This window comes from Mesorhizobium sp. CNPSo 4688 (assembly GCF_057784295.1).
In genome coordinates this window covers 23,686-49,777 of record NZ_JBWLUY010000010.1, presented here as the reverse complement: position 1 = coordinate 49,777, position 26,092 = coordinate 23,686, and the positions used below count along the sequence as shown (strand labels likewise).

The 26,092-nt window shown below is 64.2% G+C and carries 24 protein-coding genes and 1 tRNA gene; 13 read left to right on the top strand and 12 right to left on the bottom strand.

Annotated elements, in window-relative coordinates:
* The first annotated feature begins 15 nt into the window (after window positions 1-15).
* Both AC04SH_RS19905 and AC04SH_RS19900 read left to right on the top strand, forming a co-directional pair.
* Entirely contained in the window at window positions 16-657 is a 642-nt protein-coding gene (locus AC04SH_RS19905; protein ID WP_488576330.1) for a DNA-3-methyladenine glycosylase family protein, read from the top strand.
* Between the two features lie 128 nt (window positions 658-785).
* Window positions 786-1,343 (top strand): HNH endonuclease, encoded by a 558-nt coding sequence (locus AC04SH_RS19900; protein WP_008874122.1) that lies wholly within the window; start codon window positions 786-788, stop codon window positions 1,341-1,343.
* A gap of 129 nt (window positions 1,344-1,472) precedes the next feature.
* Here the strand turns inward: AC04SH_RS19900 and AC04SH_RS19895 are convergent, their stop codons facing one another.
* Window positions 1,473-1,991 carry a disulfide bond formation protein B gene (locus tag AC04SH_RS19895; RefSeq protein ID WP_488576329.1) on the bottom strand — a complete coding sequence of 173 codons (519 nt, stop codon included), beginning with the start codon at window positions 1,989-1,991 and terminating at the stop codon, window positions 1,473-1,475.
* 66 nt (window positions 1,992-2,057) lie between these two features.
* Complete coding sequence (locus tag AC04SH_RS19890; RefSeq protein WP_203279172.1) at window positions 2,058-2,642, bottom strand: YqaA family protein; 585 nt, start codon at window positions 2,640-2,642, stop codon at window positions 2,058-2,060.
* 275 nt (window positions 2,643-2,917) lie between these two features.
* On the opposite strand from AC04SH_RS19890, the gene AC04SH_RS19885 reads away from it, so the two are divergent.
* Both AC04SH_RS19885 and AC04SH_RS19880 read left to right on the top strand, forming a co-directional pair.
* Window positions 2,918-3,002 (top strand) — tRNA-Leu (locus AC04SH_RS19885).
* A gap of 406 nt (window positions 3,003-3,408) precedes the next feature.
* On the top strand, window positions 3,409-5,241 hold the full coding sequence (locus tag AC04SH_RS19880) for an adenylate/guanylate cyclase domain-containing protein (RefSeq protein ID WP_488576328.1): 1,833 nt from the start codon (window positions 3,409-3,411) through the stop codon (window positions 5,239-5,241).
* A 116-nt stretch (window positions 5,242-5,357) separates the two neighbouring features.
* Here the strand turns inward: AC04SH_RS19880 and AC04SH_RS19875 are convergent, their stop codons facing one another.
* The 5 genes from AC04SH_RS19875 to AC04SH_RS19855 all read right to left on the bottom strand — a co-directional run bounded on the left by AC04SH_RS19875 (window position 5,358) and on the right by AC04SH_RS19855 (window position 10,804).
* Window positions 5,358-6,515 (bottom strand): YncE family protein, encoded by a 1,158-nt coding sequence (locus AC04SH_RS19875; protein ID WP_488576327.1) that lies wholly within the window; start codon window positions 6,513-6,515, stop codon window positions 5,358-5,360.
* Between the two features lie 108 nt (window positions 6,516-6,623).
* Window positions 6,624-7,904 (bottom strand): GNAT family N-acetyltransferase, encoded by a 1,281-nt coding sequence (locus AC04SH_RS19870; protein WP_488576326.1) that lies wholly within the window; start codon window positions 7,902-7,904, stop codon window positions 6,624-6,626.
* Complete coding sequence (locus AC04SH_RS19865; protein WP_488576325.1) at window positions 7,904-9,307, bottom strand: lipopolysaccharide biosynthesis protein; 1,404 nt, start codon at window positions 9,305-9,307, stop codon at window positions 7,904-7,906. Before AC04SH_RS19865 ends, AC04SH_RS19870 begins: the two co-directional genes overlap by 1 nt.
* Before the next feature lie 270 nt (window positions 9,308-9,577).
* A complete protein-coding gene (locus AC04SH_RS19860) occupies window positions 9,578-10,078 on the bottom strand; it encodes a hypothetical protein (RefSeq protein WP_477236078.1) in 501 nt (166 codons plus the stop codon).
* 453 nt (window positions 10,079-10,531) lie between these two features.
* A complete protein-coding gene (locus AC04SH_RS19855) occupies window positions 10,532-10,804 on the bottom strand; it encodes a DUF4242 domain-containing protein (protein ID WP_192258254.1) in 273 nt (90 codons plus the stop codon).
* Between the two features lie 149 nt (window positions 10,805-10,953).
* On the opposite strand from AC04SH_RS19855, the gene AC04SH_RS19850 reads away from it, so the two are divergent.
* Window positions 10,954-13,632, top strand: coding sequence for an ATP-binding protein (locus AC04SH_RS19850; RefSeq protein WP_488576324.1), 2,679 nt, complete (start codon window positions 10,954-10,956; stop codon window positions 13,630-13,632).
* 170 nt (window positions 13,633-13,802) lie between these two features.
* On the opposite strand, the gene secA is transcribed toward AC04SH_RS19850, so the two are convergent.
* Window positions 13,803-16,535 carry a preprotein translocase subunit SecA gene (gene secA, locus AC04SH_RS19845; protein ID WP_477236083.1) on the bottom strand — a complete coding sequence of 911 codons (2,733 nt, stop codon included), beginning with the start codon at window positions 16,533-16,535 and terminating at the stop codon, window positions 13,803-13,805.
* A gap of 244 nt (window positions 16,536-16,779) precedes the next feature.
* Between secA and AC04SH_RS19840 the strand changes: the two genes are divergently transcribed.
* Window positions 16,780-17,697, top strand: coding sequence for a peptidylprolyl isomerase (locus AC04SH_RS19840; RefSeq protein ID WP_112562277.1), 918 nt, complete (start codon window positions 16,780-16,782; stop codon window positions 17,695-17,697).
* An 88-nt stretch (window positions 17,698-17,785) separates the two neighbouring features.
* On the opposite strand, the gene AC04SH_RS19835 is transcribed toward AC04SH_RS19840, so the two are convergent.
* From AC04SH_RS19835 to AC04SH_RS19825, 3 genes are all read right to left on the bottom strand, one after another.
* A complete protein-coding gene (locus tag AC04SH_RS19835) occupies window positions 17,786-18,730 on the bottom strand; it encodes a glycosyltransferase (RefSeq protein WP_488576323.1) in 945 nt (314 codons plus the stop codon).
* A gap of 24 nt (window positions 18,731-18,754) precedes the next feature.
* Window positions 18,755-19,339 carry a TetR/AcrR family transcriptional regulator gene (locus AC04SH_RS19830; protein WP_488576530.1) on the bottom strand — a complete coding sequence of 195 codons (585 nt, stop codon included), beginning with the start codon at window positions 19,337-19,339 and terminating at the stop codon, window positions 18,755-18,757.
* A 158-nt stretch (window positions 19,340-19,497) separates the two neighbouring features.
* Complete coding sequence (locus tag AC04SH_RS19825) at window positions 19,498-20,727, bottom strand: caspase family protein (RefSeq protein WP_488576322.1); 1,230 nt, start codon at window positions 20,725-20,727, stop codon at window positions 19,498-19,500.
* Between the two features lie 168 nt (window positions 20,728-20,895).
* On the opposite strand from AC04SH_RS19825, the gene argJ reads away from it, so the two are divergent.
* The 5 genes from argJ (at window position 20,896) to AC04SH_RS19800 (ending at window position 24,056) form a co-directional block, all read left to right on the top strand.
* Entirely contained in the window at window positions 20,896-22,137 is a 1,242-nt protein-coding gene (gene argJ, locus AC04SH_RS19820; protein WP_488576321.1) for a bifunctional glutamate N-acetyltransferase/amino-acid acetyltransferase ArgJ, read from the top strand.
* 29 nt (window positions 22,138-22,166) lie between these two features.
* Window positions 22,167-22,916, top strand: a complete 750-nt coding sequence (locus AC04SH_RS19815) for a GNAT family N-acetyltransferase (RefSeq protein ID WP_477236150.1) — start codon at window positions 22,167-22,169, stop codon at window positions 22,914-22,916.
* A complete protein-coding gene (gene mutT, locus AC04SH_RS19810; protein WP_488576320.1) occupies window positions 22,913-23,332 on the top strand; it encodes an 8-oxo-dGTP diphosphatase MutT in 420 nt (139 codons plus the stop codon). The genes AC04SH_RS19815 and mutT overlap by 4 nt, the downstream gene beginning before the upstream one ends.
* A 99-nt stretch (window positions 23,333-23,431) precedes the next feature.
* Window positions 23,432-23,746 (top strand): hypothetical protein, encoded by a 315-nt coding sequence (locus AC04SH_RS19805; protein WP_488576319.1) that lies wholly within the window; start codon window positions 23,432-23,434, stop codon window positions 23,744-23,746.
* A gap of 127 nt (window positions 23,747-23,873) precedes the next feature.
* Window positions 23,874-24,056 (top strand): Flp family type IVb pilin, encoded by a 183-nt coding sequence (locus tag AC04SH_RS19800; RefSeq protein WP_112562283.1) that lies wholly within the window; start codon window positions 23,874-23,876, stop codon window positions 24,054-24,056.
* Window positions 24,057-24,068: 12 nt separating this feature from the next.
* Here the strand turns inward: AC04SH_RS19800 and AC04SH_RS19795 are convergent, their stop codons facing one another.
* A complete protein-coding gene (locus tag AC04SH_RS19795; protein WP_488576318.1) occupies window positions 24,069-24,941 on the bottom strand; it encodes a class I SAM-dependent methyltransferase in 873 nt (290 codons plus the stop codon).
* 56 nt (window positions 24,942-24,997) lie between these two features.
* Here AC04SH_RS19795 and AC04SH_RS19790 point away from each other — a divergent pair, with 56 nt between their 5' ends.
* A complete protein-coding gene (locus AC04SH_RS19790; protein ID WP_488576529.1) occupies window positions 24,998-25,783 on the top strand; it encodes a ComF family protein in 786 nt (261 codons plus the stop codon).
* A 28-nt stretch (window positions 25,784-25,811) separates the two neighbouring features.
* A complete protein-coding gene (gene grxC / locus AC04SH_RS19785) occupies window positions 25,812-26,090 on the top strand; it encodes a glutaredoxin 3 (protein WP_488576317.1) in 279 nt (92 codons plus the stop codon).
* Window positions 26,091-26,092: the final 2 nt, after the last annotated feature.

Sequence of the window (26,092 nt, the reverse complement as noted above, 5' to 3'; positions counted from 1 at the left end):
GCGGACAAGGATACCATGCAACGCATCGCGACGCTGGACGACATTGCGCGGGGGCTGGATGCGCTTTGCACAATCGATCCGCGGCTGGAAAAGGTGCGCGGCATGGCCGGCGAGGTGCCGTTGCGGCTGTCCGAACCCGGCTTCCGGAGCCTCGCCTCGATCATCGTCTCACAGCAGGTCTCTCGCGCGAGCGCCGATGCCATTTTCGGCCGACTGGTCAAACTGGTCGATCCGCTGACGCCGCAGGCGATCCTCGCTTCCGGCGAGGACATGTTTCGCGAGGCCGGGCTGTCGCGGCCGAAGCAGCGCGGCCTGATCGCGGTTGCCCAGGCCGTGGCCGACGGGCTCGACCTGCACCACCTCTGTTCGCTCGATGCCGAGGAGGCGATCGCGGCGATGACTGCGGTGCCGGGCATCGGCCCGTGGACGGCGGAAGTCTATCTTCTGTTCGCCGGCGGCCACCCCGATATTTTCCCCGCGCGCGATGTCGCGCTGCAGAGCGCGGTCGGCCATGCGCTGGGCATCGAGCCGCGTCCGCCGGAGAAAACACTCATCGCTCTGGCCGAATCATGGAGCCCGTGGCGAGGTGTCGCATCGCGGCTTTTCTGGTCCTATTATCGTGAAACCAGGGGCAGGGACGCCGCCCCACCGGCCTGAAACCGCAAAAAAGCATGAAAATCCTGCATTTTTGCCGCTTTTGACGAGCGACAATCCGCTTCACATCCCTGTCATGTCGGGCTTACAGTATCCGCGCCGATCGGTTCTAGAACGAGGAGGTCAACAAGGTGACGGTTGCCGTATCTCCGGATGGGCTTCCCGCGCTGGTGCTGAATGCGGATTACCGTCCGCTCAGCTATTACCCCTTGTCACTCTGGTCCTGGCAGGACGCCATCAAGGCGGTGTTCCTCGACCGGGTCAACATCGTCGCCGAATACGAGCATGCGGTGTCTTCGCCGACCTTCTCGATGAAGCTGCCCAGCGTCGTCAGCCTGAAGGCCTATGTGAAGCCGTCGAGGCACCCGGCGTTCACCCGCTTCAACGTCTTCCTGCGCGACCGCTTCCAGTGCCAGTATTGCGGCACGCCCGAGGATCTGACCTTCGACCACGTCATCCCGCGCCATCGCGGCGGGGCAACGACATGGGAGAATGTCGTGGCCGCCTGTTCGCCTTGCAATCTCAGGAAGGGCGGCATGATGCCGGCGCACGCCAAGATGTGGCCGCTGCAGAAGCCCTATCAGCCGACCGTGCACGATCTGCACAACAATGGCCGGCTGTTTCCGCCCAACCATCTGCATGAAAGCTGGATGGATTATCTCTACTGGGATGTCGAACTGGAACCATGAGATCGTTCGAGAATTCGGGAGGCTGGCCGTCTGAAGCGAGTACGCTCCGCTTCGGTTCTCGATAATCACTCCATCCGACTCAGCCTGCCGAATTCTGTGAACGATCTCGCGTGGGTGTCTGGCGCCTGACTAATCGCGAACCATTGCGCCGCGGAAGGCGACGGCGGCGAGGATGAAGCTGGCGATGGCGTTCCAGCCGGCCAGCGAAAGGCCGAGGATGCGAAGTGCTGCCTTGTCGCAGGACGGCGGCACGAATTTGTCGAGCGCGTCGAGCACGCCCTTGCCGCCGGTGTCGACCGGGCCGGCGCCGGCCGTGCAATCGGCCGGACCCTGCCACCAGGCCCATTCGACGCCCGAGTGATAGACGCCGAGGTAGAGGCCGTAGAGCATCAGCAGGCCGCCAATGGCGAGCAGGCCGCGCGTCAGCCAGGCCGGCGCGCTGAGCATTGAGGCGATCACCGCCAGAAGCATCAGCGGCGCGCCGATGTAATAGGGCGTGCGCTGCTCCAGGCAGAGATGGCAGGGGATGTAGCCGCCTATGTACTGGAAGGCGAGCGCGGAGCCGACCGTGGCGGCCATGGCGACGGCGAGAAACAAAGCCGTGCGCGTCCGCTGGCGTCCGGTATCGGCATTCATGGTCGCTGTCATGGTCTTCGTCCGTTGAATTCGCCGTCCGCCGGCATAGTCCTGAAAACACTACCCGCCGTGGGGCGGTTAGAAGGCGTATTTGACCACGATATAGAGCGAAATCAGGGCGGCGGCGCCGGCGCCGACGATCAATCCCAAACGCTTCTCGATGAATTCCTTGATCTCCTCGCCATAGCGGCGCAGCAGCCAGGCGAGCAGCAGGAAGCGAGCGCCGCGCGCCAGGATGGCCGAGACGATGAAGACGACGAGATTGACGTGAAGGGCGCCTGCCAGAATGGTGACCACCTTCATCGGCGGCAGGTGGGCGGCACCGGATGTGACGAGCAGCACCAGCATCAGCCCGGTGCCGGACGACTGCCACCTCTCAAACGTGTCGAGGCCGCCGAAGTGCTCCAACATCGGCCGTGCTATCGTGTCGTAGGCATAGTAACCGATCAGCCAGCCGGCAATGCCGCCCAGCACGGATGCAACAGTGGCGGTCAGCGCGTAGCGATAGGCGCGTTCGGGCCGCGCCAATGCCATGGGCAGGTACAAGACGTCGGCAGGTATGAAAAACACCGAGCTTTCGACGAAGGCGATGAAGGCCAGCCACCATTCGGCGGATTTGCGGGCCGCCAGCGACAAGGTCCAGTCGTAAAGTCCGCGAAGCATCGGCTCTCCTGATGCAGGTCGCCCAACTGCGCAGCGGCTTCGGGACAACGGCATGCACAAACAATGATCGAAGCGCGCCACGTCGATCTCTCAGGCCGGCGCGCGCTTTCACTCGCGGCCTGTCTAGAAAGATTTTCTGCGCTGCACAATGGCAGGAGCTACACGAAACCGAAAGGCGGGCTTTTGCCGCAAGCAGGGCAGGGCGGCGCATTTGGCCAGTTGACGAACAGGCCTCCAGCCGTATAGTCCGCGCCCATCCAGGCTCTCAGGCCTGAGCCCCTATGGCGGAATTGGTAGACGCGCTCGACTCAAAATCGAGTTCCGCAAGGAGTGCTGGTTCGATTCCGGCTAGGGGCACCAAATCTCTCCTGGAAATGCTTTATTTCCAGTGTTGGCACCCACTGTACGGGGTCGCGTCCAGCCTGTGCCTTGGCCGACAGGGCGAAGGCATCAGTCATCAGATTGACCAGTCCCGCTTAGCCAACTTGCCGGCCTCACCACCCTCTAAGCACAAGCGTCTGGGGTGATGCCTGATACAAAAACACCGTCACGGTGACGTCAGCCGGTTACAAAAACAGGAAATATCTCCAGCCTTCTGGGAGTGGCGTATCTGCGTCCCTAGAGACTGCGTGAGCGTGTCGTCGGTTGGCTGTTAGCGCCTCGACTGGAACGCTCCACGCCTGGCAAGCGCATAGCGAAATCTGGTGAAGGCAACGTCAAGCTGCGTTCTCCGTTCTGTATCGGCGACCGGCGGAGACTGGGAGAGATGGATACGATGCAGGTGAGGCGTCTGGAAGTTGGCCGGACATGGACGCGGGGCGGCCCGGGTGCAGGCGCTTTGCCGAGCGGCGCGATGACCACGCAGCGCCACCTCGCAGCGATCATGGCTTGCGACGTGGTCGGCTATTCGCGCCTGACGGAGCGCGACGAGCGCGGCACGCTCGAGCGGCTGAAGATCTACCGCAAGGATCTCCTCGAGCCGCTGGTCTCCGAGCACCAGGGTCGGATCGTCAAGCTCACCGGCGACGGCATGCTGTGCGAGTTCGCGAGCGTCGTTAACGCGGTGACCTCGGCGATGGCGATCCAGCAGGCCCTGGCAGAGCACGAGGCGGAGACGCCCGAGGAAGAGCGGATTCGCTTCCGCATCGGCGTCAATCTCGGCGACGTGGTCTGCGAGGAGGACGGCGACCTCTACGGCGACGGGGTCAACATCGCCGCCCGCCTCGAAAGCATCGCCGATCCCGGCACTGTGATCGTCTCGGGCACGGCCTACGACCACCTTCAGGGCAAGCTCGACTTCGGCTTCACACCGCTCGGCGAATTGCGCCTCAAGAACATCGAGCGGCCTGTGCGCGCCTATCGTGTCGAGACCGACGCCAGCGCCTCGGTGGCTGCGCCGCCTCCCCTGCCCGAGAAACCCTCGATCGCGGTTCTGCCTTTCACCAACATGAGCGGAGACCCCGACCAGGAATACTTTGCCGATGGGCTGGTAGAGGACATCATCACGGGATTGAGCCGTGTGAACTCTTTCTTCGTGATCGCCCGAAACTCGTCCTTCACCTACAAGGGCCGGGCGGTGGACCTGCGCCAGGTCGGGCGCGAGCTGGGCGTCCGCTACGTGCTCGAAGGCAGCATCCGCAGAGCAGGATCGCGGGTGCGCATCAGTGGGCAGCTGGTGGACGCGATCAGCGGACACCATGTCTGGGCCGACCGCTTCGAGGGCGACGTGAGCGACATCTTCGACCTGCAGGACAAGGTGACCGAGAGCGTCGTCGGCGCTGTCGAGCCGAGCATCCGGCTGGAGCAGATCAAGCAGGCGCGCATGAAGCCGACCGACTACATGAGCGCCTACGACCTCTATCTTCGCGCGCTGCCGCGCTTCTACAGCATGACGCGCGAAGGCTTTGCCGACGTGCGCCGGCTCACCAACGAGGCGCTCAGCATCGACCCTGGCTTCAACCTGGCAAAGGGGCTCGGCGCCTATATCCGCAGCGTATCCGTGAGCCAGTGCTGGCATGAGCCCGACGATGGCCGGGTCGCCGTGCGCATGGCGCGCGAGGTGCTGGCCGAAGCGCGCGACGACCCCACGAGCCTACGCTTCGCCGCGCAGGTGCTCGCCTACAGCGCGAAGGACTACGAGATGGCGTTGGGCACGATAGAACGATCCCTGCTGCTCAACCCCAATTCGGCGCAGGGCCATACGAGCAGCGGCTGGGTGAACGCACATTCCAGCCGCCCGCTCGTCGCGATCGAGCACTTTCACAGGGCAATGCGGCTGAGCCCGGTCGACCCGGAGAAGGGCATCGCGCTCTCCGGCATCGGGATGAGCTACCTGATGCTAGAGCGCTATGAGGAAGCGCTGGCATGGGGAGCACGCGCGCTGCAGGAGATGCCGAACTACGGCACCTCCCACCGGGTGGTGATCATGGCGCTGGTTAAACTCAACCGGCTGGACGAGGCGCAGGCGGCGGCGCGGCTGCTGATGGAGGCATTCCCAACCTACACGCTCGCCCTGCAGAGACAGATCAACCCGTGGCGGGACAAGGTGTTCGCCGAGCGTTACGTCGAGGCGCTGGGCATCGCCGGGGTGCCGGAGTGATCGTCGCGGTTGCAATGATGCCCTGTCCTGCGCGTCACTTGTTCCGCTTTTTGTAGGTGCTCGATTTCATGTGTTTCTGGTCCGGCTAAGAGCACTATTTTTCCCGTAGACGCACCCTACCGCATATTCCCGGTATGACCCTGCGAATACCGTCCCGGCTGCGGCCAGACTGTCAGGCCGTGCGGCTCGGCGCCGACGCGGAATTTGGTGACCGCGCCGGATGTCGTGTCGATCATGTAGGCTGCACTGTCGAAGCGGCCGGACAGCCATAGTTGTCTGCCGTCGGCGCTGACATTGCCCATGTCGGGGCTGCCGCCGCCGGGGATCGGCCATTGCGCGACGACCGTGCGGGCGGCGAAGTCGATCACGGTTACGCTGCCTGGTCCCTTTGCCTTGCCCTGCTGCATCTTGTGCGAGCCGCGGTTCGAGACATAGAGCCGCTTGCCGTCGCGGCTGACGACGAAGCCATGGGCGCCGATGCCGGTCGGGATAAAGCCGATCTCCTTGAAGCTGTCGCCATCGACCAGGAACACACCGTCATTCATCATGTCGGCGACGTAGAACACCTTGCCGTCGGGCGAGAGCCTGATGTCTTGCGGCATGCCCATTTTCGAGAAGTCGAGATGGCCGAGCACCTTCTGGTTCTTCAGGTCGATCTTGGTCAGCCCGCCATTGCCGTATTCGCAGGTGAAGATCGCATAGGAGCCATCGACCGAGAAATCGGCGTGGTTGATGCCGGGGCAGTTGGGCGTGGGCAGGCTCGACTTCAGCGCCATGGTGTGGGGGTCGCGGAAATCGAGTTGCTCCAGGGCTTCGTCGACGACGATGGCAGCACTACCGTCCGGCATGAAATACAAATTGTAGGGATCGTCCACGGCGATCTGCGGGCCGGGCTTGCCGGTCATCGGGTCGATCGGCGTCAGGCTGCCATTCTTGCCGGTGCCATTGTTGGCGACCCAAAGCGTCTTCAGGTCCCACGAGGGCACGACGTGCTGCGGTTTGCTGCCGACAGAGAACCTGTCGACTTCCTTGAGGGTCATGGTGTCGATCACCGTGACGCTGTTGGAAGAGCGGTTCGGCACATAGACGCGCGGCAGCGCGCCCAGCGTGGCCGGGCCGAGATGGCCGGCGCCGGTGTGGCTGTAGTTGTTGACGGGCGGCGCAGGCTCGCTGCAAGCCTCGGGACAGCTATCGGCCCAGGCGCGAACGGGCAGCAGTACAAGCAGCAGCAAGGCCGCACGGGTACTGGCGTGACGCAAAAAGGTTCTGATCATCAGGATGGCTTGTCGTGAAGGCCGGCCGAAATTGCCGCCGCGACCCATAGCTTGGGTTTTGCCGTTGATCCAGTGGCTTTTCTCAAGGCCCCCCGCGGGGTACACGGCTCAGCGCCGCCCCAGCAAACTCTTCATGCGGTTGCGCAGCAGGCGGGCCATGTTGCGGGTCTCTCGGTAGAGGTGCAGCTGCGAGGCGGCCTGGCGGGCGAGGCGGTCGGCATCCGGCGTCAGCCCGATCACCAGCGAGCCCATCGGCTTGCGCTCGCTCCACAGCCGGCTCATCACCGGATGGTCGGGCACGGCGCAGGAATCAGTCATCATGACGTTGGGATCGTCGAGATGCTGCTTGGTCACCTCGATCATCAACAGCGTGCCCGGCGAATAGGTCGCCAGCGTCTCGTCATAGGCGGTCTTCCAGGTATAGGCGACGCCGGCTTCGACGAAGACGACCAGGCAGGCGATGGTGCGGCCGTCCAGCGTCAGCGAATGGATGCGGCACATATCGTGTTCGGCCAGCCGGTGCACGGCCTCGCGGGCGAAGGCGGCGCGGTAACGGTCGATGGCCATGGCGGTGCGCTCGCGGCCCTTCCAGCCGGCGGCTTCCAGCGTCAGAAAACTTTCGATGGCATGGCGGATTTCGTCCGGGCCGCGCGCCACGATGTGTTCCAGTTTGCCGAGATCGCCCAGGCGCCGCTTCAGCCGGCGGAATTCGCGATGGTGATGCGCGCGCAGCGACGCCTTCAGATAGGCCTCGCCGTCGAGCGTACTTTCGAGCACCGGCCGGTCCGCCTTGCCGGTGGTGACCATTGTCAGGCCGCGCGTCTCGGCAACGGTGGCAAGCACGCTGGCCAACGGGCCGTCGAGCCGCATGTCGGGCAGCACGAAGACCTTCGGCAGCTTCAGGTGCGGCCGCGACAGCATGCCGAAGAAATCCTCGACGACGCCAATGGGGTCGTCGTGGTCGACCAGCGGCGTGCCGATCGGGCCGAACGGGCTCGACCAGGTGCGCATCACCGGAACGCCGAGCGGCACGGCCGGCCGTTCGACAGACAACGGCACCAGCAGGCGCAGGCGGTTGCGATATTCGTCACCGTCGCGGATCACCGCCAGCTTGACCTCGCGATCCTCCAGCCGGGGCATGGCCGGCGCCAGGAAGCGTGGGTTGAAGAAGACGTTCGGTTCGATCGTGCGGGTGCAAAGAAAGTCGAGTTCTTCGACCAGCTCGAAGCCGGCCGAGGCCGGATAGATCGCCAGCTTGCGCTGCGGCCGGTTGTTGGCGAGGATCTCGAGATGCGCCGGATCGGCGTCGCGCGCCAGGCCGGCAAGGCCCGACACCATGGCGCCGGCCGGACCGCCACTGGTTTCCTCGATCAACGGGGTGGCGGCCATCAGGCGGCTCTCTTGGCTGCGGGCATGAAGATCAGCATGACGATACCAAGCTTGCGCCAGACGGTGAAGGACAGCGCGCTCGCCTCGAAGACCATGGCAAGGCTGGTGGCGATGGCGGCCCCCCACAGGCCGAAGAGCGGGATCAGCACTATGTTGAGGCCGATGTTGAAGGCCAGCGTCATGGCATAGACGGCGGCGCAGATGTTCTGGTTGCCGCTCATTGTCAAAAGGCTTTCGCAAGGGCCGACGGCGGCGCGCGCCACGACGCCGAACACCAGCAGAAACAGCAGCGGATAGCCGGCGGTGAATTCGGGGCCGAACAGCACCAACATGGGCTCGCCGAGCAGCAGCACCAGCAGCGCCATCAACAGCGACGGCCAGAACGTCCACGACACCGTCTCGCGGGCAAAGGCTGCGAGCTTTTCCGGCTCGCCATGGGTGAACTGCGCATAGCGCTGGGCGACGCCGGCCTTGACGGAGAAATAGACGAAATGCACCAGCGCCAGCGTCTTGACGGTGGCGAAATAGACGGCGACGTCGTTGGGTTGCAGATAGGCGCCGACCATCAGCACATCGGCGTTGGTGAGCAGGAAGAAGAAGCTTTCGACCAGGAAGATCGGCAGCGAGACGATGAACCACTCGGAAAAATGCACCTTCATTGGCCCCGTAGGGATGTTCTTGCCCATGCGCGAGGTGACGCCGATGAGCTGACCGAGCGTGGTGGCATAGGTGGCGGCGATCGAGGCGAAGATCGCGGTCCTGGCGTCGGGCGCATAGCCCAGCGCCAGCATCAGCGCCATCAGCGCCAGGATCAGCACCGGCCGCACCAGATAGGTCGGCGACAGCGCGAACAGCGCCCAGGAATTGGCGCGCGACTGGCCTTGCAGCAGGTCGCCCATGGCAATCATCGGCAGGCAGAACAGGCCGAGGATGAAGGGGATGACATAGTAGCTTTCGATCCAGTCCGCGCACAGCCAGACGCCCAGTGCGCCAAGTCCGGCGATTGCGGTTGAGGCAATCAGCACGAACAGGCGGCTGGCGACCACAATGCCGCGCAGTTCGGCCAGCATGTTGCGTTCGCGGTATTCGGGGATGAAGCGGATGACCGAGGTGTGGAAGCCGAGGCAGGCGAGGTTGCCGACGATGACCATCGTCACCCAGACGAGGACGAAGATGCCGTATTCGAACGAGCCCATCCAGCGCGCCATCAGCACCTGGCTGATGAACGCGATGACGGCGCTGACGATGCGGATGGCAAAGGCGATGAGCGACATGCGCCCGGCTTCGCCGCGCTCGTCGGCCGTGAACAGCACCGCATCGATGCGGCCAAGCAGCGGCCCCATGCGCAGCGCCAAGCGCTGCGGCAAGAACCGCCCGGCCGTCGTCGCCGCGGAAAAGCGCACCCCGATGTCTCTCCGTTTTCCGCCTCTTTCCAAGGTTTTCGGTGTATCCGAAACACCTTAAGAAAGGGTGGGCAGGTGCGGGTGCGCCGAGCGGCCAAGGACAGCCGCGTGTGCAAGGTGCGTCAATCGTATATCGGTGGCAAACGAAAGGCGAGCGAACGCCGGGGAAGCTTGGGGAGCCGGGTCGGCGTTGCGCTCGCCCCTCCCCCCCGCCAAGGGGGAAGGCCGGGCACCGGATGCGTCCGGCGCCCGAGGTGTCACACGGGGAGGTTACATCCCCTTCATTGCGTCGCACGACACGTTCGGGTTCATGTCGGCGAAGGCGCCGGTCGGATTCTGCTTCCAGGCCCAGACATGCAGTTCGTAGAATGGGCCGAGGCCGTAGCGGTTGGGGGCGCTGTTGAAGTTGAACAGCTGGCCTTCGAGCGAGGCCGGACCCTTCGAGGTGATGTATTCGACCGCTATCAGCTTCAGGTTGCCGTCGGCCATCGGCTCGTACATTACCGCCTCGGGCTTGGCGAGATCGACGGCATCGTCCTTGAGATAGGCGCCATTGACGTAGTGGATGCCCATGGCGCCGCCGGTGATGCCGCTGGCGCAAGGGATCGGCGCGTAGCCTTCGGCTGTGGCGGCTGCCACATTCTCGAAGCGGCTGTTGGCGGCGCGCACCTTTTCGGCCAGCGGATTGGCGTCATGTGCCTGGGCGGCGCCGGCCGCGATCGAGATGGCGGCCAGGGCCGCAAAGCGTGTCGTCCAAAGAGTTGTGGTCATGGTCTTTCCGTCCGTTTGTTGACGCTCGAGGCGATGGCGGCCGATCGGGGCCTGCCGAAACGCCAGGGGCGTAGGATTGGTGGGACGTGCTTGTCCGTCCCGGTTCATGTGGTGGTCATGCAGCTCCGGTAGCCGAGCTTCTGGCTGTCGCCGCTAAAACCTGAGCAAAATCAACGATCCCAAAAGTAGTATTGCCAATACTCCTGCGGAACTTCCCGTTCTAAGAGCCCGATGTCGCGCCTCAGATAGTCGCCCTCCGGGGGCAGGCGCCGCCTTTCAGACAGATGCGCAGGCAGCTTCGTCGCGAGCCGCCATAGACGGCCGAGCAGGGAGGTTGGCCGGCCTGTCTTTCCCAGGACAGGCTCGGTTGCACCGACCGGCAGGCCATCAGGCAGTTCGCCATGGCCGCGAAGGGCAGTTTGATGCTCATCATTGTGGCGACCGAACGCAGGGTCAGAGGTAAAAGTAAGGGTCAAGAACCCGCACCTCCGTAATCTTGTCGACCGGCAGCGAATTTTTCTGGGCGGTGCTGCGGATCGCTTCGGGCGAGGGCGCGTCGTAGATGCAGAAGCTGCGCTTCTTGTCGGGTGTGACGAAGGACTGGATCCAGGTGACGCCCTTTTCGGCATTGCGCATGACGACGCCGCCCACCGCGGTGGCGCCGATGTCGGTCATCGGTATGTTGAGGCCGTCCGGAAATGTGCGTTCAATCAGATAGCGAGGCATGGAAGGCTTCCTTTTTCATTGATTCACGCTCGATCGAGCGCGGCTGGACGTTGACCACGCCGGCCCGGCCCGCGCATCGGAACGATTCCCCATATTTGGCGGGACGATTCCCTATGTTGGCGTCGTTCTTTGTGGAAAGAGGCACGGCAATGTATGCAAAGTCACATTGCGGCGCTCTCTTCACGGGCTATCGTGAGCGGCCCGCCATGGTGGGAAAACTCCGATCATACGAGACGATGATGATGCTTCTGGAACGGCAGACGCAGCTGCAGCAACTAGAGACCTTGCTTAGCGATGCGATAGGTGGCCATGGCCGCGTCGCGGTATTGGCGGGGGAGGCAGGCGCCGGCAAGACGGCGCTTGTCGAGGCGTTCGCAGCCCGTGTCGGGCAGAGCGCGGCAACGTTGCGCAGCGCTTGCGAGGACCTGTCGATTCCCGATCCGCTCGGGCCGCTCTACGATCTGGCCCGTGAGGCGCAATGGGCGCTGCCGCGCGCGATCGACGCCCGGCATGGACAGAGATTGCCGTTGTTTTCCGATGCGCTCGACGCCTTCGCAGCGAAAGGGCCGAGCCTGCTTGTGATCGAAGACCTGCACTGGGCCGATGATGCAACGCTCGATTTCGTGCGCTTCCTCGGCCGGCGTATCGCCAACACCCAGATCCTGCTCCTGGTGACCGCGCGCAACGACCGCAGCGAAGCACAGGTCAGGGTCCGCCGCGCGCTGGGCGAAATTCCGCCAGGCAGCGTGGCGCGCATCGACGTGCCGCTGCTCAGCGAGGCAGCCGTGCTGTCGCTTGCCGATGCGGCCGGCCGCGACGGCGATGCCATCTACCGGGCAACCGCGGGCAATGCCTTCTTCGTCACCGAATTGCTGTCGGCCGAAAATGAAACGGCGTTGCCGGCAAGCGTGCGCGACGCGGTGCTGGCGCGGGCCGAGCGATTGTCGCCCGGAGCCCGCGCAATGCTCGACGCGGTGTCGGTGTTTCCGCGGCGGGCCGACGCCTGGGCCCTGCAGGGCCTGTGCGGCGTCGCCAGCGCCGGCCAACTTGCCGAGTGCGTCGCCAATGGCCTGCTCGACGATCTGGGCGACGGCTATGCCTTTCGCCACGACATTGCGCGGCGGGCCATCGAAATGATGCTGACGACATCACACAGGCGGCAATTCAACCAGCGTGCCCTGGCTGCGCTGCTCGAAAATGGCGACGTCTCCACCGGCCGCCTGGTGCATCATGCGGTCGAGGCGCACAATCTGGCGGCGGTGCGCGAACTTGCGCCGATCGCCGCGCGCGAGGCGTCGCGCGTCGGCGCCCATCGCGACGCCGCCGGCTACTACGAGATCGCCTTGCAGCAGGCCGACAGCCTGCCTGCCACGGAACGTGCGGAACTCTACGAAAGACATGCCTTCGAATGCCACCTCATCGGCAAGATCGCCGACGCGCTCGCGTCGCAGGGGCAGGCACGCCGGTTGCATCAGGTCAACGGCAACAGGCTGAAGGAAGGCGACAGCCTGAGATGGCTTTCCAGGCTGAGCGAAATGGGCGATGACCGTGAGGCCGCCGCCGCTTTCGGCGCCGAAGCGGTGGCGATGCTGGAAGCGGCCCCCGCCGGTCCGGAACTGGCCATGGCCTATTCGAACCTTTCACACCTGGCGATGCTGTCGGAGAGGGTGGAGGACACGCTGTTCTATGGCGAGAAGGCGGCGGCGCTGGCCGAGCGCATGAACCGTCCCGACATCGCCTCGCATGCCCTCAACAATGTCGGCTGCGTCGAGCAGTGGCTGGATCCGGCCGCCGGCCGCCTGCGCCTCGACCAAAGCCTTGAAATTGCACTGCAGGGCAATTTCCAGGAGCACGCCGCGCGCGCCTTCACCAACCGCGCCTGCTTCGAGATCACCCAGATGAGCTACGACGCGGCACGACCGGTGCTTGAGAGCGGCATCCACTATTGCACCGAAAACGACCTCGGCACCTGGCGCGATTATCTCAGGGGCATGCTGGCCGATGTGCAGCTGCGCCAGGGCCAATGGGACGAGGCCGCCGCAACAGCAACCGACGTCATCGACAATGAGCGGACAACGACGGTGGGCCGGTTTCCGGCGCTGCTCGCCCTGGCGAAACTGCGCCTGAGGCGCGGCGATCCGTCGGCCGAGCCGCTGTTTGGCGAAATGGCGCGGTTGGTCGGAAGTGGTGCAGACCTGCAGATGCTGAGTTCATACGCAGCGCTTATGGCGGAGCAGGCATGGCTGGGGCTGGCCGACAGGCAAGAGGCACTGGCGCTGATCGCGCGCGCCGAAACGCCGGTGCGCTCGCGCGCCCATGCCGGTGAACTGGCGCTGTGGCGAACATTGCTCGCTCCCGACATGCCGGCCGGTGATACTGCCGATATGGCCACACCATACCGACTGCTTCTGACCGGCGACTGGCGTTCGGCTTCGGCACTGTGGGCCGAAATGAATGCGCCATACGAACGCGCTCTGGCGCTCACCCTTGGCGACGAAGAGGGGCAGCGGCTGGCGCTCGACATTTTCGATGGCCTGGGGGCACGGCCGGCTGCTCAGCGCCTGCGCGATATCATGCGCAAGAACGGCATTGGCGGCATCGCCCGCGGCCCGCGCCGCTCGACGCGCGCCAATCTGGCCGGCCTTACCTTGCGCCAGATGCAGGTGCTGCAGCTGATCGAACGCGGCTTGTCCAACAAGCGGATCGCCGAGCAGTTGACGATTTCGCCGAAAACGGTCGATCACCACGTCTCGGCGGTGCTGGGCAAGCTGGATGCGGTGTCGCGCGGCGAGGCTACGGCGGCGGCGCGCGATTCCGGGTTGTTGTAAGGGTTGTTTAGCGAGCCAGATTAGCGAATGGCGGCGCTGCCCCTCCCTGCGGGCCATCTGGCCCTTCGCTATCGCTCCGGGCGGTCGTCGTTTGAAAAGCCAAGCAATTGGCTTTTCGTCCGCTGCGCGGCCCACGCCTCACCCCCGTGAACGGGGAGAAGGAAGAGGGATCAGGCAAACGCGCCGTGGCAGTGCTTGTATTTCTTGCCGGAGCCGCAGGGGCAGGCTTCGTTGCGGCCGACCTTGCCCCAGGTCGCCTGGTTGTTCGGATCGCGGTCTTCGGGAGCGACGATGGCGTTGCTCTCCTGGCGGACCAGAAGTGCGGTCTCGCCGCCCTGGAAGTCGTCCTCGCCAGTGGTGCCGTCAATGTGGCTGCCGAACATGTCGGGCGCTTCGGGCGGCGGCGCTTCGGCGGCCTGGCGAACCAGTTCGACGCGCATCAATTGCGCGGTGACGGCCTGGCGCAGATTGCCGAGCAGTGCCTGGAACAGCTCGAACGCCTCGCTCTTGTATTCCTGCAGCGGATCGCGCTGGGCGTAGCCGCGGAAGCCGACGACCGAACGCAGATGGTCGAGGTTGACGATGTGCTCGCGCCACAGATGGTCGAGCGTCTGCAGCACCACCGAACGTTCGACATAGCTCATCACGTCGGGGCCGAAACGCTCGGCGCGCTCCTTGGCGGCGGCGTCGGCGGCCTCGGTCAGGCGCTCGCGGATGTCATCCTCGGCAATGCCTTCTTCCTTGACCCAGTCCTCGACCGGCAGATCGAGATTGAGGAATTCGGCGACTTCGGCCTTGAGGCCGGCGACGTTCCACTGCTCGGCGTAGGCGTTTTCAGGGATGTTCTTGGTGACGATCTCCTCGATGACGCCTTCGCGCATCTCGGCGATCGTCTCCGACAGGCCTTCGCCGTCCATCAATTCGATGCGCTGCTCGAACACCACCTTGCGCTGGTCGTTCGAGACGTCGTCATATTTCAACAGGTTCTTGCGGATGTCGAAGTTGCGCGCCTCGACCTTCTTCTGCGCCTTTTCCAGCGCCTTGTTGATCCACGGATGGATGATCGCCTCGTCTTCCTTGAGGCCGAGCTTCTGCAGCATCCCGTCCATGCGCTCGGAACCGAAGATGCGCATCAGATCGTCCTGCAGCGACAGGAAGAATTTCGAACGGCCGGGGTCGCCCTGGCGGCCGGAGCGGCCGCGGAGCTGGTTGTCGATGCGGCGCGACTCATGGCGCTCGGTGGCGAGCACATAGAGGCCGCCAGCGGCCAGCGCCTTGTCCTTCAGGCGCTCGACATCGGCAATGATTTCCTTTTCGCGCGCCTCGCGCTCGGGGCCCGCAGGCATGTCGCCCAGTTCGTCCTCGATGCGCATCTCGGCGTTGCCGCCGAGCTTGATGTCGGTGCCGCGTCCGGCCATGTTGGTGGCGATGGTGATGGCGCCGGGCTTGCCGGCCTGGGCGACGATGGCCGCCTCGCGCTCGTGATGGCGGGCGTTCAGCACCTCGAAATCCTTGAACCCTTCCTTGCGCAGGCGCTCGGCCAGCTGCTCGGATTTTTCAATGGAGGTGGTGCCGACCAGCGTCGGCTGGCCCTTGGCGCGCGCTTCCTTGATCTCCTTGACGATCGCCTTGTACTTCTCCTCGACCGTCCGGTAGACCTCGTCGTCCTCATCCTTGCGGATAACCGGCAGATTGGTCGGGATCTCGGTGACTTCGAGGCCGTAAATGTTGCCGAACTCCTCGGCCTCGGTCAGCGCCGTGCCGGTCATGCCGGACAGCTTCTTGTAGAGGCGGAAATAGTTCTGGAAGGTAACGGAGGCCAGCGTCTGGTTTTCCGGCTGGATCGCCACATGCTCCTTGGCTTCGAGCGCCTGGTGCAGGCCCTCCGAATAGCGGCGTCCCGGCATCATGCGGCCGGTGAACTCGTCGATGATGACGATCTCGCCGTTGCGGACGATGTAGTCCTTGTCCTTCTGGAACAGCCGGTGCGCCTTCAGCGCGTTGTTGACGTGGTGAACGATGGCGACGTTCTCGACGTCATAAAGCGACTCACCCTTGAGCAGGCCGGCCGCGCGCAGCAGGTTTTCCAGCTTCTCGGTGCCTTCCTCGGTGAAGATCGAGGTCTTCTGCTTCTCGTCGATCTCGTAGTCGGCCGGGCCGAGCTGCAGCATGAAGGCGTCAATGGTGTTGTACATTTCCGAACGGTCCTCGAGCGGACCGGAAATGATCAGTGGCGTGCGCGCCTCGTCGACCAGGATGGAATCGACTTCGTCGACGATCGCGTAATTGTGGCCGCGCTGCACCATCTGGGCGCGCTCATATTTCATGTTGTCGCGCAGATAGTCGAAGCCAAGCTCGTTGTTGGTGGCATAGGTGACATCGGCGGCGTAAGCGACGCGGCGCTCCTCGTCGGAGAGACCGTGGACGATGACGCCGACCGAGAGGCCGAGGAATTTGTAGACGCGGCCCATCCATTCGGAGTCGCGCGTGGCGAGGTAGTCGTTGACGGTGACGACGTGGACGCCCTTGCCGGCCAGCGCGTTAAGATAGACGGGCAGGGTGGCGACCAGCGTCTTGCCCTCGCCGGTGCGCATTTCGGCGATGCCGCCATTGTGCAGCACCATGCCGCCGATCAGCTGCACATCGAAGGGGCGCATGCCGAGCACGCGGCGCGCCGCCTCACGGGCGGTGGCGAAGGCCGGTATCAGCAGGTCATCCAGCGTGGCGCCGTTGGCGATATCCTGGCGGAATTTTTCCGTGCGCGCCTGAAGTTCGGCGTCAGACAACGCCCGCATCTCGTTTTCCATGGCGTTGATCGCCTCGACACGCGGCCGGGTCGCCTTGACGCGGCGATCGTTGGAGGAGCCGAAAACCTTACGGGCGAGACCGCCGAGACTGACCATCCAATGGTCCTTTCGATAGAATTCTCAATCTTGAGACGAGCGCCGGCCGGCCCCATCAATTCCGCGTGAAACGCAGACAAACGCAAAAAGCGCCCGGAAAACGGTTCTGGACGCAAAGTCGTTGGACAGATAAGAGGGGGCTCAACTGATGTCAACGCCGCGTTAGCCCTATGGGCAGCGCCAAATTCCGCCACAATCCGGCTGATCTGCAAGCCCGACCAATCCCCCCTTGGAGTTAATCCTGATGTCCTTACTGTTTCGCCGTGCGTCGCTCGCCAGCCTTGGCCTGGTCTTCGGCCTGTCGGCTCTTTCGCTGTCGCCTGTCATGGCCCAGGAAGCCGCTCCCGCCCCGGCCGATGCTGCAGCGCCCGCCGCCGCACCCGTCGATCCCAATGCGGTCGTCGCCACCGTCAATGGCGAGAAGCTGACCGAGGCGGACCTTGGGCTTGCCGAGGGTGAGCTGTCGCAGCAGTTCGCGCAGTTGCCGCCCGAGCAGCGCCGTGCCGCCGCCCTTTCCGCGGCCATCGAGATCCGCGTCATGGCCGCCCAGGCAGTCACCACCGGGCTCGACAAGGATCCCGAATTCCAGCGCCGCATGGCGTTCCTGCAGCAGCGCGCGCTGCATGGCGAGATGGTCGAAAAGGGCGTCGTCGACAAGGTTACCGACGCCGAGGTGCGTGCCCGCTACGACCAGGAAATCGCCAGCACGCCGCCGGTCAATGAGGTTCATGCCCGTCACATCCTCGTGAAGACTAAGGAAGAAGCCGAGGCGATCATCAAGCAGCTCGACGGCGGCGCCGATTTCCAGAAGCTCGCCAACGAGCACACCAGCGATCCCTCGGGCAAGACCAATGGCGGCGATCTCGGCTGGTTCGGCCCGGGCCAGATGGTGCCGGAATTCGACAAGGCGGCATTCGCGCTCGACGTTGGCAAATACACCAAGGAGCCGGTGCAGTCGCAGTTCGGCTGGCACGTCATCAAGCTCGAGGACAAGCGCACCAAACAGCCGCCGGCGTTCGACGACGTCAAGGACCAGGCCAAGCAGGCGGTGATCCGCGACAAGTATTTCGCGCTGGTCAAGCAGCTGCGCGGCGCCGCGAAGGTCGAAATCCCCGACGCGAACCTGAAGAAGGCCGTCGACACGATGGAAGCTGGCAAGTAAGTCAGCATCGAATAAGGCCAGCATCGAAAAGCATGCAAAAGGGCGCCGTTTGGCGCCCTTTTCGTTTCGAGCCCTAGTTGGCGGAAAGTCAGCGATAGTGGGTGGACGCCTTGAACGCCGCCGGATCGCCGGCGGCAAGGGCGCCGCTGAATTCGGGGATACGCAGCAGAAGCATCATCGCCCAGAACAGCGGCCAGTCCGTCCAGCGGCAAAACGCCGTGCCGACGGCCTGCGCCGTCTGGCGGTTTTCCTTGAAGGACGTTTTTACCGCCCGCCAGGCGAGACCCGGCCTCGAACGCCGGCCCTTCGTCAGCAGATCCATGCGCGCGTACTGGTAGCCCTTGTTGCGCCTGACATCCCAGATGAAGCCCAGGCCCTCATAGGCGTGGATCGAGACTGCCTCTGTGGCCACCTCCATGGCCACGCCATCCCTCAGCATCGCGTGCTGCCGCAGATGCGAGGAGACGAAAGGTCCGTGGTCGGCCTCGAAGCGGTAGCGTTCGAGAACCGGACGCCGGTACAGAGCGCCATTGTTGCTGACATGGATGATCTGGCCGTTGCGGTTGCGGCGTTCGATGAAGCCGCGGTCGAGCAGCGACATCACCCGCATCATCATGGTGTCCTTACCGTAAGTGGTGCGGCCGGAAATCGCATCGATCTTCGGGTTTTTCACCACAGCTTCGTAAAGGATCGCCAGCCATCCGGGCCGCGTCAGGCAATCGGCCTCGACCACGGCAACGAGGTCATGGCGGCAATAGGCTAGTGCTGCGTCCTTCAGTTGCGAGGACTCGTCGCTGTCATGCGTCGCGACGATCACCGAAGGGCAGGAAAAGGCCGGTTTCCCGTCAAACTCGGCTGCAATCTCGGCGGTATGGCCCTCGGGCAGCATGAGGATGATTTCAGCCGGAACGCCGCGTGCATCCTGCGCATAGGCGCGCACTGCCCGGCGCAGTTCCTCGTCGCCATCCGGCGTCAGATAGTCGGAAACGACGATCAGGCTGACGGGCAGAACCGGTAAGGCGTTTTTGGTCAAGTCGCCCCCGGCGGTTGTCGGCGATTAGCGAGAGATGCCTGATATCACATAGCGGACGGTGGCGCGGATTGTAACCTCCTCTTCGTCGAGACGGTTGGTCAAAAGGTGTTTCCAGGCATAGGAAGCCACGAGGTCGGCGACCAGCGCCGCATCGATATCGGCGGCAACCTCGCCTCGCGCCTTGGCGCGCTCGATGACCCGGGCGGTGTGGGACCGACGTCCATCGGCATAGCCAGTCAGGGCAACGGCCGCCGCTTCATCCGATTGGGCTTCGGCGATGAGCGAGCGGAACACGCTGCCCGAGGATGTATCGCGCCAGTGCGAGAAGAGGTTTTGAAGGAAACCGACGAGATCGTCCTCGAGATTGCCGGTATCGGGGACGGCGACGCGCTTTTGCCGCTTGTAGACCTCCAGCAGCAAGGCGGCCTTGCTCGGCCACCAGCGATAGATCGTGGGCTTGCCGGCGCGTGCACGGCGCGCGACGGCTTCGATGGAAAAGCCGGCATAGCCGGCCTCGACCAGCACTGCCTCCGCGGCCTCGAGAATAGCCTCGGCGCTGTCGGGATTGCGCCGCGCCCCGATCGATCTGCGCGCCGGATCCTCGCCCATGTCTGTCCTCGCCAACACTTTCGCCGGCAATATAGGTGAGCCGACAGTCAAACGAAACGGCCCGTTTCAAGCGATATTGTGAAAGTCGGGAATCGCAGCGCAGCAGATATGCTTTGGGGGCAGGGCGGCGCACACCTGAGGCTCGCCCTCGGCAGCGATCAGTTCATCGCTTGCGAGGTTTCCGAGGCGATCCGCCATTGGCCGTCGCTCTTCACCAGCCCAAGGGTGACTCGTGCCTTGCCGGTCATGCGTGCCGCCGATTTGTCTTTCGACACATAGTCATAGCTCATTGCGAACACGGCCTCGGCGCGGTCGTCGCCTTGCGGCGTCACTTCGAGGCTGCTCGGCTCGAGACTGAACGACCAGGAGGCAAATTGCGCGAACCAGTCGGTCTTGAGCTTGACAACGGCACCGCTGTCATAGCGCGTACCGAAGATGGTGGCGGAAGGGGCGTAGAGCCGCTTGACGGTCTCGCCGATCGCCGCGGCATCGGGGGCGAGATAGTCATCGCGCAGGAATTTCTCGATGGCGGTCTTGTCGTCGCCGACGGAGCGTTCGAGTGCCGCGACCTTTGTCTCGGGCGCCGGAGCGGCGGCGGGCTTCGGCTGCGCGACCGTTTCACCGCCAGGCACGAACTCAAACCGCTCGAGCAGCGAACCCTGTTCCCAGGGGCGCTGTCCCTCGCGGGTTTCGGAAACCACGTCGCGGCGCACCGCGATCATCATGTCATTGATGCTCTGGCCGGGTTCGGCCATGTGCCGCAGCAATGCGGCGGCAAACGGCGAATTGCGCCCCGTTCCGTCCATGGCGACAGCACCCGGCGCCGTCGAAAAGGCGATGAAGGAGCCGCGCGTCGAATCGAACTGCGCCAGGCCGGCAAGCGCCGTCGCCGAGCGGGTGGTGGCAGTGCGGCTCAGACTGCGGGCAAAGGGATTGTTACGGCAGGCATCGAGGAACACCAGGCTGACCTTGGTCTGCTGTTCCATGATGTCGAGGACTTCGTCGATCGGCACGGCTTCAAGTTGCAGCTTGACCGGCATGTCGAGCCGGGCGTCGACCGGCACGATGTAGTTGCGCCCTTCGACCTGCAGGCCATGGCCGGCATAATAGAACAGCCCGACGCCCGCACCTTGCAGCGCATCGGAAAATTCGCCGATCTTGCGCTCGAGCTCACGCTTGCCGAGATCGTTGCCCTCGATGACGTCGAAGCCGATCGAGCGCAGCTTGCCGGCAATGTCGAGCGCATCATTGACCGGATTGGTGAGCGTGCCGGCCTGGGCATAGGTGCCGTTGCCGACGACCAGCGCCACGCGCCGTCCCGGCTGCGCATCGGCGCTCAGGAGCAAAAGCCCCATAAACGCCACTGCCAAGATAGCCAGCCTGCCCATGGCCGATATCATAACGCCAGAGGCCCCGGTGGCGCCAACGGATTTGAAATGCGAGCTTAATCCAAGGTGGTTTGCCGGCACCGGCGGCCAAGAAAACGCCCTTGCGCCGGGCCGTGGTATCGGGCAAACCGGCCTTCCCCAGCGTTTTTCCGTCGCCCGAGGTCTCCAATGTCCGCAACGATTTCGCCGCTCGCGCCGAAGAAATATCCCAAAATGCCCGCCATTGAGGGCGTGCGCATCGCCACCGCCGAGGCCGGGATCAAATACAAGAACCGCACCGATTTGCTGGCCATGGTCTTCGATGCCGGCACCGCTGTCGCCGGCGTGTTCACGAAATCGAAATGCCCCTCGGCGCCGGTCGATTTCTGCCGGCAGAACCTTGGCGCCGGCAAGGCGCGGGTGCTGGTCGTCAACTCCGGCAACGCCAACGCCTTCACCGGCAAGAAGGGCCGCGCCTCGACGCAACTGACCGGCGAGGCGGCGGCCAAGGCTGCAGGCTGCACGCCAGGCGAGGTGTTCCTCGCCTCCACCGGGGTGATCGGCGAGCCGCTCGACACCAGCAAATTCAGCCATCTGCTGGCCGGACTGGTCAAGGACAGCAAGCCGGACCTTTGGACCGAAGCGGCCAAGGCCATCATGACCACAGACACCTATCCGAAAGTGGCGACCGCGACGGTCAAGCTCGGCGACGCCGACGTCATCATCAACGGCATATCCAAGGGCGCCGGCATGATCGCGCCTGACATGGCGACGATGCTGTCCTTCATCGCCACCGACGCGCCGATCGCCGCCCCGGTGCTGCAGGATTTATTGTCGCGCGGCACGGCCAAGACCTTCAATGCGGTCACCGTCGACAGCGACACCTCGACCAGCGACACGCTGCTGTTGTTCGCCACCGGCGCCGCGGCCAGGCGTGGTGCGCCTGCCATCAGCGATCCCAAGGACGCCCGCCTCGGCGCCTTCCGCCGCGCACTTGGCAAGGTGCTGAAATCGCTGGCGCTGCAAGTGGTGCGCGACGGCGAGGGCGCCCGCAAGCAGGTTGAAGTCACCGTTACCGGCGCGAAATCGGCGCGCTCGGCCAAGCGCATCGCACTGTCGATCGCCAATTCGCCACTGGTCAAGACGGCGGTTGCCGGCGAGGACGCCAATTGGGGCCGCGTCGTCATGGCCGTCGGCAAGGCCGGCGAACCGGCCGACCGCGACCTTCTGTCGATCTGGTTCGGCGACAACCGTCTGGCGCATGAAGGCGAACGCGATCCAGGCTACTCCGAGGAAGCGACCTCGGCCTATATGAAGCGCGACGACATCCGCATCCGCGCCGATATCGGCATCGGCCGCGGCAAGGCGACGGTGTGGACCTGCGACCTCACCAAGGAATATGTCGCCATCAATGGCGATTACCGGAGCTGATGGAGTTGGCTTCCAGGCATCCGGCAAGCATGCTCGCCATCGTGCGCCGCTACGAGGCTGCGGGTTTTCGCGCCTGGCCGGCGGCGGCTGTCCACTATGACGGCACCTGGGTGGTGCGGCTGACGGCCGGCCATCCGGCCAAGCGCCTGAACTCGGTCAACCCGCTCGATCCCGGCGACACCCAGCACATTGCCGAGCGCATCGGCCGCGCCAGCCGGCGCTTCGACGCCTATGGCAGGCCTTTGACCTTCCGCATCTCACCGCTGTCGGGGCCGGACCTGGCCAGGCATCTCGACAATGAGGGCTGGAGCACATTCGACGAATCGCTGGTGATGCGGCTGCCGCTGGCGGATGCGCAGCTGGCGCCGGCCATGGATCAGATTCCGCTGAAGGACATCAGCCGCTTTCTTGGTGCGTCGCTCAAAGTCAGCGGCTCGGATCCATCGCTGCGGCCGGGGCTTTCGGAAATCATCGGCGCCATCCAGCCGGAGGTCGGGCTGTTTGCGCTCGAGGAAGGGACCGACCCGCTGGCGGTGCTGATCTGCGTCCATGACGGCGATCTCGCCGGCTTGTTCGAGATCGCCACCGACAAATCGGCACGCAACAAGGGTCACGGCCGCAACCTGATCCTGTCGGCGCTGAAATGGGCCAGGCTGCGCGGGGCGCGGGAAGCCTGGCTGCAGGTCGAGGCCGGCAATGCGCCGGCGCTGGCGCTCTATCGCTCGCTCGGCTTCGAGGAAGTCTATCGCTACCACTATCGCCGGCCGCCAGGCGCATGAGCGAGATTGCCAAAGGCAAACGCCTGCTCCTGGTCGCCGCCTGCGCGCTGGTCGATACCGATGGCCGCGTGCTCCTGGCGCAGCGGCCCGAGGGCAAGCAGCTTGCCGGCCTGTGGGAGTTTCCCGGCGGCAAGGTCGAGCCCGGCGAGACGCCGGAACAATGCCTGATCCGCGAGCTGCAGGAAGAGATCGGCATCGAGACCGACCTACCCTGCCTGGCGCCGCTCACCTTCGCCAGCCATTCCTACGATGATTTCCATCTCTTGATGCCGCTCTTCGTCTGCCGTCGCTTTCGCGGCATCGCGCAGCCGAACGAGGGGCAGGCGTTGAAATGGGTGCGGCCAAAGCAAATGCGCGACTATCCGATGCCGCCGGCCGACGCCCCGCTGATCCAGTTCCTCATCGACCTGTTGTGAGCAGAAGCCATTTTCGCCGGCCTGATTTAGCCAGCGTTAATCGAAGATTTATCTCGTCGTGAAAAATTGCGGTAAAGCGGATTCGCCGGGAGCGATTGCATGAGCCTCGACAGGGAATGGGACTCGATCCGGCCGGATCGCAGCTTTCGCGCCGCCAATGCCGGTATGAGCATATTGCGCATCACGCTGCTGTTCGGCTCGGCCGCGGTGGCGCTGGCCCTGATTGCGGTCCCCGTCCTCGACAAACAGACGCGATCGTCCAGCCGCGATACCCTTACAACCGGCCTAGACACGATGAGCACCGGTTCGGTCGGCTCGCGCGCCACCTATACACTGCGCAGAAGTGTGCTGCAGCCCTCACCCAGTTCGGTCTGCGTCATCCGTGCCGATGGCCGGCGCAGCGGTGACTGCTGAAGAAGAAGGTCAACAAAAGCTTATTGATTTCCTTAACGCAGGCCCCGTTTCACTGCCTGTTAAGCTTGTGCCGTTAACCTTTCTTAACAGGTCGGCGGTATGGTCGTGGCAAGAGGGATCGACGATCATGAAGACATTGTTGCAACGATTTTTGGAAGACGAAACAGGCGCTACGGCCATTGAATATGGCCTGATTGTCGCAGTGCTGTCGCTTGCCATCGTCGGCGGCATCGGCAAGGTCAGCAATGCGATCCAGTTTCTGTTCAGCGACACCAACAGCAAGCTAGCCAACGCCTTCGCCGAGCACTGATCCGGAGCGGCGTCACCGCCCGCCGGGATCTTCCAGTATGGTCTTCAGCGAGACCTTCGCGGAGCCCGGTTTCAAAGGCTTTTGCTGCGAGGCATCGGGTGCCCAGCCCGACAGCCAGACAACAGAGAAACTTGCCCTGATCCGGCCGTCGGCGTCCGAAAAACGTTCGGCATAGATTTCAGCTGCACGGGCAAACAGTTTTCGTGCACCCGGCCGCCGGCTGCGATCGGTCAGCGCGCTGGTTTCGCCCATCGCCCTGAGATCGGCGGTGAGGTCGAACAGCGTGTCGTAGCGCACGGTCACCGTTTCGACGTCGGCCACCGGCAGTGCAAGGCCAGCGCGCTGCAGCAGTGCGCCGGCGTCGCGGACATCGGTGAAGGGGATGACACGCGGGCTGGCGCCGCCATAAAGCTCGGTCTCGGCGGCGAGCAGGCTTTCGCGCAGTTCGGAAAGTGTGTCGGCGCCGGCGAAGGCGCCGAGGAAAAGCCCGTCGGGCCGCAAAGCACGGCGGATCTGCACCAGCATGCCGGGAATGTCGTTCATCGCCTGCAAAGACAGAAGTGAGACGGCGAGGTCGAGGCTTTCGGGCTGGAACGGCACGGTCTCCAGCGGTGCCACCAGCCCTGGCCGGCCGTCCAGAAACGCTGCGTCGGCCTCGACGCGCACAATCTCTGCTGCCTTGCCGCTTGCAGCAACCACATCCGTCGCGGCCGGCGTCTGGCAAAACAGCACGGCGGCCTTGCCGAACCGGCGTTCGACCGCGCCGAGCCGGTCAGCGAGATCTTCCGCTGCCCGCCGCATCAGAAAATCGGCGCCGGCGACGGGATGGCCCAATGCCCGGCGCTTGTGTGCCAGCCAGAGCTCTGTATCGATGATGGGCTGCAAGGCAAACAATCCCTGTCTGTCCGCCTTGTGATATCGTGGCGCGGACGACAAACCACGTGGCCGATCCGGTGATGGAGATCAAGAGCCTCGCTCAAACGATGTTGGATTGGCCGGCGCGGGTGCTGTTCCCGCCTGTCTGCGCCGGCTGCCGCAGGCATGTCTCTCAGCCTGGCGTTTTATGTGGCGCCTGCTGGCCGAAACTCAGGCTCCTGGAGCGGCCATGGTGCGCGGTGATGGGTACGCCCTTCACCCACGACATGGGCGAGGGCTTCCTGTCGGCCGAGGCGATCGCCGATCCGCCGCCTTTCGAGCGGGCGCGGGCGGCCGTGGCCTATTCGGGGGTTGCCCGCCAGATGGTGCAAGGGCTGAAATACCAGGACCGCACCGATCTTGCGCCATGGATGGCGCGCTGGATGCTGCGCGCCGGGGCTGAGCTGATCGCGGACGCCGATGTCGTCGTGCCGGTGCCGCTGCACTGGCGTCGCTTTTTCAGGCGGCAGTTCAACCAGTCGGCGGAACTGGCAAGGGCTGTTTCGCAGCTCAGCGGGCTGTCTTTCTCGCCCTCGGCGATCCTGCGCGTCAAGCTCACGCGCCAGCAGGTCGGGCTGGAGCGGCAGGAGCGCGAGGACAATGTGCGCGCCGCCTTCCGTGTGCCCACGGAAGCAGAAATCGAGATCGCCGGCCGCCGGGTGTTGTTGATCGACGATGTCTACACTACGGGCGCTACCGTGCGCTCGGTCGCCAAGGCATTGAAAAAGGGCGGCGCCGCAGCGGTCGACGTGCTGACCTTTGCGCGTGTCCTGCCGGGGGACTTTCGGGCAGACGAGTCCGCGACTATATAAGGTTGGGTACAGGCAGGATTGCAGACTGATGCTCGATGTGACGATCTACACCCGTATGATGTGCGGCTATTGCGCAGCGGCCAAGCGGCTGCTCGACCGCAAGGGCGTTGCCTACACCGAACATGACGCATCCTTCTCGCCGGAACTGCGCCAGGAAATGATTTCGCGGGCGCACGGGCGAACCACCTTTCCGCAGATTTTCATCGGCGACACCCATGTCGGCGGTTCCGACGAACTCCACGAACTGGAGGCGCGGGGGCAACTGGACAAGCTGCTTGCCAACGACTCGACGACACAGAGGGCATGACG